We start from the raw sequence: 12427 nt of genomic DNA on the forward strand, positions 1-12427 counted from the left end.
CCCAGCAAACTCCTCCAACCGGCCCCGACACACGGCGAGTTCATCCACCCTCATACCATCAGGAAACCACCAGAAAGGCCCCTTGCCCAGAGACGCAACAAAGCCCTACTAGGGTCTTTCGTCGGGATCAGGCCGGATCAGGGAGCGGGGTCCGGTGCGTGCGATCGCAAGGCGGAGGAGGGAGTCGACGCAGAGCGTCGGCGACCGACGACAACGCCGCGAGCGTGCGTGCCGGACCCCGCGAGCCCGGCGTGATCCGGACGAGAGGCCCTAGGCCAGCGGTCCGGTCACCGGCTCGACCGCGGCGACCAGCCGGCCCTCCCGTACGAACGCGTCCGCCGCGGCCAGGTCCGGCGAAAGGAAGCGGTCCGGCCCCGGGCCCTCGACGCCTGCCGCGCGCAGCGCCTCGATGGCGGCCTGCGAGGCGGGCGCGGGGGTGAGGCCCTGGGCGGCGCGCAGTTCGACGGCGCGGGTCGCCGCGTACAGCTCGACGGCGACGATCCGGGCGAGGTTGTCGACGGCGGTACGGAGCTTGCGCGCCGCCGACCAGCCCATGGAGACGTGGTCCTCCTGCATCGCGGAGGACGGGATCGAGTCGGCCGAGGCCGGGACGGCGAGCCGCTTCATCTCGCTGACCAGGGCGGCCTGGGTGTACTGAGCGATCATCAGGCCCGAGTCCACACCGGCGTCGTCGGCGAGGAACGGCGGCAGCCCGTGCGAGCGGTTCTTGTCCAGCAGCCGGTCGGTGCGGCGCTCCGTGATCGAACCGAGGTCGGCCGCGACGATCGCCAGGAAGTCGAGTACGTACGCGACGGGGGCGCCGTGGAAGTTCCCGTTGGACTCGACCCGGCCGTCGGGCAGGACGACGGGGTTGTCGACGGCGGAGGCCAGTTCGCGGCCCGCGACGATCGCGGCGTAGTCGAGGGTGTCGCGTCCGGCGCCGTTGACCTGGGGCGCGCAGCGCACGGAGTAGGCGTCCTGCACACGGGGCGCCTCGTCCTCCTGGAAGTGGCCGGTGAGGCCGGACCCGGCGAGGACCCGCAGCATGTTGTCGGCACTGACGCCCTGGCCCGGGTGCGGGCGGATGGCGTGCAGTTCCGGGGCGAGCACCTTGTCCGTGCCGAGCAGCGCCTCCAGGGAGAGGGCGGCGGTGATGTCGGCCGAGGTGTAGAGGTTCTTCAGGTCGGCGAGGGCCATGACGAGCATGCCGAGCATGCCGTCGGTGCCGTTGAGGAGGGCGAGGCCCTCCTTCTCGCGCAGCTCGACCGGGGTGATGCCGTGGGCGGCGAGCAGCTCGCCGGCGGGGCGCACGGTGCCGTCGGGGCCCTCCGCGTCACCCTCGCCCATCAGCGCCAGGGCGCAGTGGGAGAGCGGGGCCAGGTCGCCGGAGCAGCCGAGCGAGCCGTACTCGTGGACGACGGGGGTGATGCCCGCGTTGAGGACGTCGGCCATGGTCTGCGCGACCTCGGGCCGTACGCCGGTGTGCCCGGAGGCCACCGTCTTCAGCCGCAGGAACATCAGGGCGCGGACGACCTCGCGCTCGACCCGCGGTCCCATGCCGGCGGCGTGCGAGCGGACGATGTTGCGCTGGAGCCGGCCGCGGAGCTCCTGGCTGATGTGCCGGCTGGCCAGCGCCCCGAAGCCGGTGGAGACGCCGTAGACCGGCTCGGGCTTGGCGGCGAGCGCGTCCACGATCTCGCGGGCGGCGGCGAGCGCGCCCACGGCCGCCGCGGAGAGCTCGACTCGGGCGTTGCCGCGGGCCACGGCGATGACGTCCTGGGCGGTGGTACCGGACGTCCCCACCACGACTGTGTGCATATCCATATTCAGAAGCGTACGGACTGAATCCCTTCATGTCACTAGTCGTCGTACGGTTGACCCCTTACCGATCTGCTGCACGAGCACGGCACACCCCGCGCCGACCCCGCGCCGGTGCGGCGCCGCACGGTCACGGACGGCTGCCGCGCAGGTGGCGGCGGTCGTGCGGAGACCTGGGCGGCGAGTCGGCCAGCCGGATCACCTCGCCGTCGCGCCCCGCCACCACCGGCTCGGCGGAACGGGCGGCCTTCGCGCGGTACTGGGCCGCGTCCGCCAGCCGGAACAGCCGCCGCGCCGACACCACCGGGCCGATCGGATCACCGGTCGACGCGATGCCGCACGCCACCCCGTCCCCCAGCTCCAACTCGCCCGCTCGCTCGCAGAGTTCACCGGCCACCCGGATCACGTCCTCCGACCCCGGCCCCACCGCGAGCAGACAGAACTCGTCACCGCCGAGCCGGGCCGCGAGCGCACCGGGCAGCATGGCCCCGCAACGGGACAGCACCGAGCCGAAACGTTCCAGCAGACGGTCCCCGACCGCATGGCCATGGGTGTCGTTGACCCGCTTGAGGCCGTTGAGGTCGCACACGACCAGGCTGACCACGGCCCCGTCCGCCCGGTGCCGCTCCACCGCCTCGTCGAGCCGCACGTCGACGGCGCGGCGGTTGGCCAGCCCGGTGAGCGGATCGGTGAAGGCGAGCTTGCGGACCTCCTCGAACCGTTCGCTCTGGGAGATCCCGGCGGCGACGACCGAAGCCAGCACGGTCGCGAAGTCCGCGTCCTCCCGCCCGAACACCGGCTCCCCCATCGGGCGGGCCACATACAGCTCGCCCCAGGCGCGCCCGTGCAGCACGATCGGCGCCACCACACAGCAGCCGCGCCCGCGTCGGCGCAGGGCGGCCACCCGCTGCTCGCAGTACCCGCGGCCGTACCCGCGCACCCCGGCGCACGGCATCCCGCCCGCCGGGCCGTCGGCGGTCTCCACCCAGGCGTCCGGCTCGCCGCCGCCGGCCCACCGTTCGTGCAGGAACTCGGTGATCTCCGGGAACTGGTGCACCGGGTACGCCTCGCCCTCGGGGAACTCCTCCTCCCCTTCGGCCCGTTCGCCCGCGTTGACCAGCACGCGCAGCCGCCCGGGGCCGCGCTCCCACACGGAGAGCGCGGCAAAGCTGCCGCCCAACGCCTCGCACGCCCCCAGCGCAGCCGCTCGCCACGACCCCCGCGGGGTGTGCGCCGCCGCCATCGTCTGTGCAAGCGAAACCACGGCCCGCAGCCGCGCATCATCACCACCCATCACTACAGCTTATGTAGGTTTGTGGTGATTTGATCAGTTTGGGACATCGGCGATACTCGTTGCGTGTCTCTTTGAACACGCAACGTTACTCACCGGGCCAGTTCGGCTTCCTCTTCTCGTTGAACGCGGCCACGCCCTCGGCCCGGTCGCCGGAGAAGGCGACCGACCGCCAGGCGGCGTCCTCGACTTCGAGACCGGCCCGCAGGTCGAGGCCGTGCCCGAGCCGCAGCGCCCGCTTGGCGGCCCGCAGCCCCACCGGGGAGTTGGCGGCGATCCGGCCCGCGAGCGCCAGCGCGGCCTCGCGGTCCCGCCCCTCCTCCACCAGCTCGTCGACCAGCCCCGCCTCGCGTGCCTCGGCCGCCTCCACCCGGCGGGCCGTGAAGACCAGCTCGGCGGCGCGCGCCGCGCCGATCCGCCGCGGCAGCAACTGCGTACCGCCGCCGCCCGGAATGACACCGACGGACACCTCGGGCAGGCCCACCACGGCGGTGCGGTCGGCGACGATCAGATCGCAGGACAGGGCCAGCTCGAATCCTCCGCCGAGCGCGAAGCCGTGGACGGCCGCGATCGTCGGCATCGGCAGTTCGAGCACGCCGGTGTACGCGGCGCGGGCGGTGGGGCGCTGGCGCAGCAGCTCGGCGTCGGTGAAGGAGTTGCGCTCCTTGAGGTCCGCCCCCACGCAGAAGGCGCGCTCGTGGCTGGAGGTGAGGACGGCGACCCGTACCCCCGGGTCGGCGGCGAGTGCGGCACAGGCGGCGGCGATCGAGCGCGCCATGTCCGTGGACACCGCGTTCATCGCCTTCGGGCGGTCCAGAACCAGTTCGGCGACGTGCTCCTGCCCCTCGTGGACCCGTACGACGACGTGTTCCCCGAACCGCTGCTCGGACGTGACGGTCATGACTGCACCCCTCCGGTTAACGAGCGTTACCGGAGGGATCCTATGGGGCGCCCCGCACGACGGTCCCGGGCCGGGACCGTCGTGCGGGGACCGGGGTGGAGTCCGCGCCCGGCGCCGGACGGAGGATGGGGCCGGGACCGGCTCAGGACGTGCCCCGGCGTGCCAGCAGCCAGGGCTCCACGACGCCGAGGCCGCGCACCGGGCGCTGCCACATGGGCTGCAGCCCGTAGCGGTACGCGGGCACCGGCACCGGCTCCACGCCGGCCCGGCGCTCCTTCTCGGCGACCGCGGCCTCCGCCGCCGCCTGCGCCTCGGAGGCCGGGGCGTCGCCGGTGCGGGTCAGCTCCTCCGCGAACGCCCCGTCCACCAGCACGGCGTCCTTGGGCGCTATGGAGGTCAGCCGGCTGGCGAGGTTCACCGTCGTACCGAAGACATCGCCCATTCGGGTGGTGACCGTGCCGAACGCGATGCCGACGCGCAGCGCGGGCATCGTCTCGTCCTGGGTCATCGCCTCGATCAGGCGCAGCGCGATCTCGGCCGCGGTGCCCGCGTCGTCGGCGGCGAAGAGGACCTCGTCGCCGAGGGTCTTGATGAGCCGGCCGCCGTGGGCGGCGACCAGGTCGGCGCAGGTGGTCTCGAACGCCTCGACCAGTTCGCCGAGCTCCTCCTCCTCCAGCCGCCGGGTCAGCCGGGTGAAACCGACGAGGTCGGCGAAACCGACGGCCAGGCGCCGGTCGACCATCTCCTCGTCGTCGGCGGCCTGCACGACCCGGCCGGTGGCGGCGGCGAGCTGGCGCCGCCACACGTACACCAGGAACTCCTCCAGCTCCGGCAGGAGCAGCTCGACCAGCGGGTACGTGACCTCGGTCCGGGTCATTCCGGGCTCGGGCGGCTCGGTCAGCCCTTCCAGGAAGGAGTCGATCTGCCACTCCGCCAGCCGGGCGGTGGTCTGCCCGGTGGACCGGGCCACCTGGATCGCCATCGGCTCGCTGAGCAGCCCCGCCTCGACGAGGCCGGCGAGCCGGCGCAGCGCCAGCACATCGGCCTCGGTGAGCGCCCTGGCCTGTCCGATGTCGGCGAAGCCCATGGCCCGCCAGAACCGGGAGGCCAGGTCCATCGAGACGCCGGCGGTACGGGCCGCCTGGAACGGCGTGTAGCGACGGTCGGCGCCCAGGATCAGCTGCTCCAGCCGGATCGCGAGGGGATCGTCGGTCGGTTCCGCCGTATGGTCGACTTCGTGATGCGGCGTCGGGTGGACCGAGGGTTCCGGCGGGGGCTCCGCGCCCGCACCGGAGGTCGTGTCGTCGACGGTCACCAGCCGCCTCCTGCCCGTTCCCTGCGCACTGCCCTGCCGATCTGTCGGTGGATCGCCTCAACGATACGGCAGGTGTGCCGTGGCTCACGTCCCCAGGGCGTCGGGGAACGCTCCCGGGTGAGCCGGGGGCGCGGGAGGTTTCGGCCGGTGGGCGGTTTCCGGGAGGGCGTGGTCCCGTGCCCCGGGTACGCGGCCGGGTGAGCCGGGGCGCGGGGCGGGGCGGAGACGTCGCTGCGGCCTCCCCGTGGGCGCCCGTGCCGGAGGCGCCCCGCCTCCGTGCGCACCCGGGCCCGGCACGGTGCGGACGGGGCCCGCGTCCGGGCGGCGGCAGGGTGGCCGGGCGCGCCGTGACGGCCGCTCCCGCGCCCTCAGGTCAGGCCGCCCCCGACCCCCCGCAGGTGCACGATGTCGCCCGCCGAAACGGGTTCCTGGAGGCCGTCGTCGGTGGACAGGATCAGCCGGCCGTCGCCGTCGACCGCCACGGCCTCGCCGATGAGCGTGCGGCCGCCGGGCAGCTGGGCCCGTACCGTCCGGCCCAGCGTCGCGCAGCCCGCCGCGTACGCCTCCCGCAGGCCGCTCGCCGCCGCGTCGCCGTCCGCGGCGCGCCACTGGCCGTACCAGTGCTCCAGCGAGCGCAGTACGCCCCGCAGCAGCGTCTCCCGGTCGGTGGAGACCGCCCCGGCCAGGGCCAGCGAACCGGCCGTGGGGGCCGGGAGTTCCCCGGCGCGCAGCGAGACGTTGAGGCCGATGCCCACGACGACGCCGTCCCCGGCGCGCTCGGCCAGGATGCCGCCCGCCTTCCGCTCCTCGCTCTCCACTGTCACGAGGAGGTCGTTGGGCCACTTCAGGGCCGTGTCGACGCCCGCGGCGCGCGCCAGGCCGGTGGCCGTCGCGACGCCGGCGAGCAGCGGCAGCCAGCCCCATCGCCCGACCGGGACGCCGCCCGGCTTCAGGAGGACGGAGAAGAAGAGGCCCGAACGGGCCGGAGCCGTCCAGGTGCGGTCCAGCCGGCCGCGGCCGGCGGTCTGTTCCTCGGCGATCAGCACGGCGCCCTCGGCGAGCCCCTCCGCCGCCCGCCGCGCGAGATCGGAGTTGGTGGACCCGGTGGTCTCCACGACGTCGAGCGCGGTCCACAGCCCGCCCGGCCGCAGCAGCCCGCGGCGCAGCGCGGGGACGTTCAGGGGCGGCCGGTCCAGGTCCGACCAGCGGCTGTGAGGCGCATCCGAAGGTGTCATGCAAGCCAGACTAGGTGTGGTAAACGACGCACTGCCGAACCGTATCCACGCCGATACGCTACGGGTCAGTAGGTGTCCAGTACCTGATCAGTGGTGGTTCAGCAGCTGATCAGCAGCACAGTCGTCCCCCGTGACCAGGCAGGGAGCCGCCACCCGATGTCCGAGCCGGAAGAGATCGACATCCACACCACCGCGGGCAAGATCGCGGACCTGCAGCGCCGAATCGACGAAGCGACGCACGCAGGCTCCGCACGCGCGGTCGAGAAGCAGCACGCGAAGGGCAAGTTGACGGCCCGCGAGCGGATCGACCTCCTGCTCGACCAGGGCTCTTTCGTGGAGCTCGACGAATTCGCCCGGCACCGCTCCACCAACTTCGGCATCGAGAAGAACCGCCCGTACGGGGACGGCGTCGTCACCGGATACGGCACGGTCGACGGCCGCCCCGTCTGCGTCTACTCGCAGGACTTCACCATCTTCGGCGGCTCGCTCGGCGAGGTCTACGGTGAGAAAATCGTCAAGGTGATGGACTTTGCGCTGAAGACCGGCTGCCCGGTCATCGGCATCAACGACGGCGGTGGTGCCCGCATCCAGGAAGGCGTCGCCGCGCTCGGCCTGTTCGCCGAGATCTTCCGCCGCAATGTGCACGCCTCGGGCGTCGTCCCGCAGATCTCGCTGATCGTCGGACCGTGCGCGGGTGGCGCGGTCTACTCCCCCGCGATCACCGACTTCACCGTCATGGTCGACCAGACCTCGCACATGTTCATCACCGGCCCCGACGTCATCAAGACCGTCACCGGCGAGGACGTCGGCTTCGAGCAGCTCGGCGGCGCCCGCACCCACAACACCACCTCCGGCGTGGCGCATCACATGGCGGGCGACGAGAAGGACGCCATCGAGTACGTCAAGTCGCTGCTGTCGTACCTCCCGTCGAACAACCTCTCCGAGGCACCGGCGTTCCCGGAGGAGGCGGACCTCACCACCACCGACGAGGACCGCGAGCTCGACACCCTCATCCCGGACTCGGCGAACCAGCCGTACGACATGCACACCGCCGTCGAGCACGTGCTGGACGACGGCGAGTTCCTGGAGACCCAGGCCCTGTTCGCGCCGAACATCCTCACCGGCTTCGGGCGCGTGGAGGGCTATCCGGTCGGCGTCGTCGCCAACCAGCCGATGCAGTTCGCGGGCTGCCTGGACATCAACGCGAGCGAGAAGGCGGCCCGGTTCGTCCGCACCTGCGACGCGTTCAATGTGCCCGTGCTGACCTTCGTCGACGTCCCCGGCTTCCTGCCCGGCGTCGACCAGGAGTACGGCGGCATCATCCGCCGCGGCGCCAAGCTGATCTACGCCTACGCGGAGGCGACCGTCCCGCTGATCACGGTGATCACCCGCAAGGCCTTCGGCGGCGCGTACGACGTCATGGGCTCCAAGCACCTGGGCGCCGACATCAACGTCGCCTGGCCGAGCGCGCAGATCGCCGTCATGGGCGCGCAGGGCGCGGTGAACATCCTGCACCGCCGCACCATCGCCGCCGCCGAGGATCAGGACGCCACCCGTGCCGAGCTGATCGCCGACTACGAGGACGCGCTGCTCAACCCGTACGTGGCGGCCGAGCGCGGCTACGTGGACGCGGTGATCATGCCGTCCGACACCCGCGCCCACATCGTGAAGGGGCTGCGCCAGCTGCGTACGAAGCGGGAGTCGCTGCCCCCGAAGAAGCACGGCAACATCCCCCTCTAGAAAGGGCCCTGGCCATGATCAAGGTCGTACGGGGCAACCCGACCCCTGAGGAGCTCGCCGCCGCACTGGCGGTGGTCCGGGCCCGCGCGGCGGCGACGTCCGAGGTGTCGTCCGGCGCGCCGGCGCTGCCCGGCCAGTGGTCCGACCCGGGACGCCTCGCCCGCCGCGAGCGCCGTCTGCCGGGGCCGCGGGCCTGGGCGCGCACGTACTGGCCCGGATAGTCGCGGCCGTACCCGTTCGCACGTGTTTCAGGAGGTCCGGGTCCGTACGGGACCCGGACCTCCGGTGCGTCCGGGCGCGCTTCTGGTCCGTACGCACCAGGGCGCCTGAGTACCCGTACTCAGGCGCGGCATACACGACCGCAGCAGGATCGGTCCCATGCTGTGGTCCGACCCCGAGAACAAGCCGCCGAAGGAACTGCGCGACGCCCAGGACATGATGCGTCGCGCGGGGCTGGTGCTTGCGCTCGCGATGGTGGTCGCGATGCTCGTGCTCGGAACGCGGTGAGGGGCACCGCCACCGGGCTCCGCCCGGACCCCTGCCTCTGATCCCGAACCTCCCGGCCCTGGTCCCGAGCACCGGTCCCGGCCGCTGGTCCTCGTACGCCGGACGGCCGGACGGCCGGACGGCCGGGTTGCCGCCCGGCGGGCCGGCCGCCGCCCGTCTGCTTCTACGATGGCGCGTATGACTGATCAGCGCCGTCTCGTGCTCGCCTCCGCCTCCCCCGCCCGCCTCGGTCTTCTGCGGCAGGCCGGATTCGCGCCCGAGGTGATCGTCAGCGGGGTGGACGAGGACGCGCTCGACGCCCCGACGCCGGCCGAACTGGCCCTCGTGCTCGCCCAGGCCAAGGCCGCCGCGGTGGCCGGCCGGCCGGAGGCTGCGGGCGCCCTGGTCATCGGGTGCGACTCGGTGCTCGAACTCGACGGCGAGGCGCTCGGCAAGCCGGCCGACGACGAGGAGGCCACCGCCCGCTGGAAGTCCATGCGCGGCCGCGCCGGGGTGCTGCGGACCGGCCACAGCGTGATCGACACCGCGACCGGGCGCACGGCCTCGGCGACCGCCTCCACGACCGTCCGCTTCGGCGAACCGACGGACGCGGAGATCGCCGCCTACGTGGCCTCGGGCGAGCCGCTCCACGTTGCGGGCGCCTTCACCCTGGACGGCCGCTCGGCGCCGTTCGTCGACTCCATCGAGGGCGACCACGGCAATGTCATCGGGCTCTCGCTGCCGCTGCTGCGCCGGCTGCTGGGCGAGCTGGGGATCTCCGTCACCGAGCTCTGGGCCTGAACCGGACCGGTGTCCCGGCCGGACCGCCCTCGGGCCGGGCCGACCGGACTCGGGTCGGGCCGACCGGACTCGGGCCGGGCCGAACGGGTCGGGCCCTGTGCGCCGTCCGGGTCGGGCCCTGTACGCCGTACGGGTCAGATCGGGGCCGGCGCGCTCGGCTCGGCGTCACCCGCGGGCCGGTCGGCACCTGGCCCGGCCTCGGGGCCGGGGCCGTACGCCACCAGCGTCAGCACGATCAGCCCGAGCACCACCATCATGGACCCGAACGCCGCCCAGCCGACCAGACCGACCGTCAGCGCGCCCAGCACCCCGTGCACCACGGCGCAGGCGATGAGGGCGATGCGGCCGATACGGCCGGGGGCCCGGTCGCGGATGCCGGTCAGCAGGAGGACCAGTCCGCACAGCAGCAGGTACAGGCCGAAGACACCGCCCATCGCCCAGGTGCCGTGGGAGATGGCGGCGGGGTCCAGCCCGGCCAGCGACATGTCCTGGTTCTTGACGACCGTCGCCAGGACGGCATTGATGAACACGATGCCCACGGCTTCCACGAACAGCACGATCGCGGCCACGAACGCCACCGGTCTGCGCACCACGGTGCTCACCCCCTGTTACCTGCAGTACGTGCGACAGCGGGGACCCTACTCATGGGTAACGCGCGGGACAAGAGTGCGGCCGGCCTTCACTTCCGCCCCGCACCACCCGCGCGCGTCCGTGCGCTTCCTCTGCACCCCCTTGTGGCGGCTCTCGTGCGTCGGGCAAAGAATCGTTCGCCCGTTAGTGGGGACTCGACAAAGAAACGCCGGGCGTAGCTGCTTGCGCGAACAGAGACCTGGACCACACCTTGTGGCTACTGTGCGGTCATGAAACCCGGCGTACCGTGGTGCCACAAGGGATTTCGCGACTTGAGCAAGCCTCGAATCACACTCCGTGTGGGCAAGCTCACCATTGGGGACGGGTCGTAGGGCCGTGTCGGTAGTCCCTAAACTCAGCTTGTTTCAAGGAGGGAGCCATCGTGCGCAAGGTGCTCATCGCCAACCGTGGCGAAATTGCTGTCCGCGTTGCTCGGGCATGCCGGGATGCCGGGATCGGGAGCGTGGCCGTCTACGCCGACCCGGACCGCGACGCTCTGCATGTGCGTGCGGCCGACGAGGCATTCGCTCTGGGCGGTGACACCCCGGCCGCCAGCTATCTGGACATGGCCAAGGTGCTCCAGGCTGCCAAGGACTCCGGGGCGGACGCGATCCATCCGGGATACGGCTTCCTGTCGGAGAACGCCGAATTCGCCCAGGCCGTCATCGACGCGGGTCTGACATGGATCGGCCCGCCGCCGCAGGCGATCCGGGACCTCGGTGACAAGGTCGCCGCCCGGCACATCGCGCAGCGCGCCGGTGCCCCGCTGGTGGCCGGCACGCCCGACCCGGTCGAGGGCTCCGCGGAGGTCGTGGCGTTCGCCGAGCAGCACGGGCTGCCGATCGCGATCAAGGCCGCCTTCGGTGGCGGCGGTCGCGGACTGAAGGTGGCGCGCACGCTGGAGGAGATCCCGGAGCTGTACGACTCCGCGGTCCGTGAGGCCGTGGCCGCGTTCGGCCGGGGCGAGTGCTTCGTGGAGCGCTACCTCGACAAGCCGCGCCACGTCGAGACGCAGTGCCTGGCCGACACCCACGGCAACGTCGTCGTCGTCTCCACCCGTGACTGCTCGCTCCAGCGCCGCCACCAGAAGCTGGTCGAGGAGGCCCCCGCGCCGTTCCTCTCCGAGGCGCAGAACGCCGAGCTGTACGCGGCGTCGAAGGCCATCCTCAAGGAGGCCGGATACGTCGGTGCGGGCACCGTGGAGTTCCTCGTCGGCACGGACGGCACCATCTCGTTCCTGGAGGTCAACACCCGCCTCCAGGTCGAGCACCCGGTCACCGAGGAGGTCACCGGCCTCGACCTCGTACGCGAGATGTTCCGCATCGCCGACGGCGAGGAGCTCGGCTACGACGACCCGGCCGTGCGCGGACACTCCTTCGAGTTCCGGATCAACGGCGAGGACCCGGGCCGCGGCTTCCTGCCGGCTCCCGGCACGGTGACCGTCTTCGCCCCGCCGACCGGCCCCGGCGTCCGCCTCGACGCGGGCGTGGAGTCCGGTTCCGTCATCGGCCCCGCCTGGGACTCGCTGCTGGCGAAGCTCGTGGTGACCGGCGCGACCCGTGAGCAGGCGCTGCAGCGGGCGGCGCGCGCACTGGCCGAGTTCAACGTCGAGGGCATGGCCACCGCCATTCCGTTCCACCGCGCGGTCGTCACCGACCCGGCGTTCACCAGTGCCCCGTTCCGGATCCACACCCGGTGGATCGAGACCGAGTTCGTCAACGAGATCAAGCCCTTCACCGCCGCCGCCGACGTGGAGGCGGAGGAGGAGGCCGGTCGCGAGACCGTGGTCGTCGAGGTTGGCGGCAAGCGGCTCGAGGTCTCGCTGCCCTCGTCGCTGGGCATGAGCCTGGCCCGTACCGGTCTCGCGGCGGGCGCCAAGCCCAAGCGCCGCGCGGCGAAGAAGTCCGGCTCCGCGGTCTCCGGCGACACCCTGGCGTCCCCGATGCAGGGCACCATCGTCAAGATCGCCGTCGAGGAGGGCCAGCAGGTCCAGGAGGGCGACCTCGTCGTCGTCCTGGAGGCCATGAAGATGGAGCAGCCGCTGAACGCGCACCGCGCCGGCACCATCAAGGGACTGGCCGCCGAGGTCGGCAGCTCGGTCTCCTCCGGCGCCGTGATCTGCGAGATCAAGGACTGACCGGGCGGCCGGTCGAGCGGCACCCGTTGTTCCACCGGGCCCCCGCGGGCTCGGAGCCGTACGGCTCCGAGCC

Annotated in this window: 11 protein-coding genes; 5 read left to right on the top strand and 6 right to left on the bottom strand. The window is 72.5% G+C overall.

All coding sequences use genetic code 11. The features are described 5' to 3' along the window. Positions 1 to 270: 270 nt before the first annotated feature. The 5 genes from hutH to ACFVT1_RS40620 all read right to left on the bottom strand — a co-directional run bounded on the left by hutH (position 271) and on the right by ACFVT1_RS40620 (position 6560). A complete protein-coding gene (gene hutH, locus ACFVT1_RS40600; RefSeq protein WP_389805722.1) occupies positions 271 to 1824 on the bottom strand; it encodes a histidine ammonia-lyase in 1554 nt (517 codons plus the stop codon). Positions 1825 to 1948: 124 nt separating this feature from the next. Continuing rightward, positions 1949 to 3112 (bottom strand): diguanylate cyclase domain-containing protein, encoded by a 1164-nt coding sequence (locus ACFVT1_RS40605; protein WP_389805725.1) that lies wholly within the window; start codon positions 3110 to 3112, stop codon positions 1949 to 1951. An 85-nt stretch (positions 3113 to 3197) separates the two neighbouring features. Then, the gene (locus ACFVT1_RS40610) at positions 3198 to 4010 is read right to left on the bottom strand and encodes an enoyl-CoA hydratase/isomerase family protein (protein ID WP_389805728.1); all 813 of its coding nucleotides are present in this window, start codon (positions 4008 to 4010) and stop codon (positions 3198 to 3200) included. A gap of 142 nt (positions 4011 to 4152) precedes the next feature. Further along, positions 4153 to 5325 carry an adenylate/guanylate cyclase domain-containing protein gene (locus ACFVT1_RS40615; protein ID WP_389805730.1) on the bottom strand — a complete coding sequence of 391 codons (1173 nt, stop codon included), beginning with the start codon at positions 5323 to 5325 and terminating at the stop codon, positions 4153 to 4155. A gap of 368 nt (positions 5326 to 5693) precedes the next feature. Then, the gene (locus ACFVT1_RS40620) at positions 5694 to 6560 is read right to left on the bottom strand and encodes a biotin--[acetyl-CoA-carboxylase] ligase (protein ID WP_389805732.1); all 867 of its coding nucleotides are present in this window, start codon (positions 6558 to 6560) and stop codon (positions 5694 to 5696) included. 156 nt (positions 6561 to 6716) lie between these two features. On the opposite strand from ACFVT1_RS40620, the gene ACFVT1_RS40625 reads away from it, so the two are divergent. From ACFVT1_RS40625 to ACFVT1_RS40640, 4 genes are all read left to right on the top strand, one after another. After that, on the top strand, positions 6717 to 8300 hold the full coding sequence (locus ACFVT1_RS40625; RefSeq protein WP_389805734.1) for an acyl-CoA carboxylase subunit beta: 1584 nt from the start codon (positions 6717 to 6719) through the stop codon (positions 8298 to 8300). Between the two features lie 14 nt (positions 8301 to 8314). Continuing rightward, positions 8315 to 8521, top strand: coding sequence for an acyl-CoA carboxylase epsilon subunit (locus ACFVT1_RS40630; RefSeq protein WP_389805736.1), 207 nt, complete (start codon positions 8315 to 8317; stop codon positions 8519 to 8521). 157 nt (positions 8522 to 8678) lie between these two features. Then, the gene (mmpB, locus tag ACFVT1_RS40635) at positions 8679 to 8807 is read left to right on the top strand and encodes a morphogenic membrane protein MmpB (RefSeq protein WP_018519111.1); all 129 of its coding nucleotides are present in this window, start codon (positions 8679 to 8681) and stop codon (positions 8805 to 8807) included. Positions 8808 to 8975: 168 nt separating this feature from the next. Beyond that, complete coding sequence (locus tag ACFVT1_RS40640) at positions 8976 to 9587, top strand: Maf family protein (RefSeq protein ID WP_389805739.1); 612 nt, start codon at positions 8976 to 8978, stop codon at positions 9585 to 9587. 134 nt (positions 9588 to 9721) lie between these two features. On the opposite strand, the gene ACFVT1_RS40645 is transcribed toward ACFVT1_RS40640, so the two are convergent. Then, complete coding sequence (locus ACFVT1_RS40645; protein ID WP_389805741.1) at positions 9722 to 10189, bottom strand: hypothetical protein; 468 nt, start codon at positions 10187 to 10189, stop codon at positions 9722 to 9724. A 410-nt stretch (positions 10190 to 10599) separates the two neighbouring features. Here ACFVT1_RS40645 and ACFVT1_RS40650 point away from each other — a divergent pair, with 410 nt between their 5' ends. Further along, positions 10600 to 12354 (top strand): acetyl/propionyl/methylcrotonyl-CoA carboxylase subunit alpha, encoded by a 1755-nt coding sequence (locus tag ACFVT1_RS40650; RefSeq protein ID WP_389805744.1) that lies wholly within the window; start codon positions 10600 to 10602, stop codon positions 12352 to 12354. Positions 12355 to 12427 lie beyond the last annotated feature (73 nt).

Origin of the sequence: Streptomyces sp. NPDC057963 (genome assembly GCF_042887155.1) — a bacterium.
In the GTDB taxonomy this organism is placed as follows: Bacteria; Actinomycetota; Actinomycetes; order Streptomycetales; family Streptomycetaceae; genus Streptomyces.

Excerpts from the sequence above, each read along its gene's own strand:
- hutH (WP_389805722.1), bottom strand. The coding sequence starts at position 1,824 with ATGGATATGCACACAGTCGTGGTGGGGACGTCCGGTACCACCGCCCAG.
- ACFVT1_RS40605 (WP_389805725.1), bottom strand. The coding sequence starts at position 3,112 with ATGGGTGGTGATGATGCGCGGCTGCGGGCCGTGGTTTCGCTTGCACAG.
- ACFVT1_RS40610 (WP_389805728.1), bottom strand. The coding sequence starts at position 4,010 with ATGACCGTCACGTCCGAGCAGCGGTTCGGGGAACACGTCGTCGTACGG.
- ACFVT1_RS40620 (WP_389805732.1), bottom strand. The coding sequence starts at position 6,560 with ATGACACCTTCGGATGCGCCTCACAGCCGCTGGTCGGACCTGGACCGG.
- ACFVT1_RS40625 (WP_389805734.1), top strand. The coding sequence starts at position 6,717 with ATGTCCGAGCCGGAAGAGATCGACATCCACACCACCGCGGGCAAGATC.
- ACFVT1_RS40630 (WP_389805736.1), top strand. The coding sequence starts at position 8,315 with ATGATCAAGGTCGTACGGGGCAACCCGACCCCTGAGGAGCTCGCCGCC.
- mmpB (WP_018519111.1), top strand. The coding sequence starts at position 8,679 with ATGCTGTGGTCCGACCCCGAGAACAAGCCGCCGAAGGAACTGCGCGAC.
- ACFVT1_RS40640 (WP_389805739.1), top strand. The coding sequence starts at position 8,976 with ATGGCGCGTATGACTGATCAGCGCCGTCTCGTGCTCGCCTCCGCCTCC.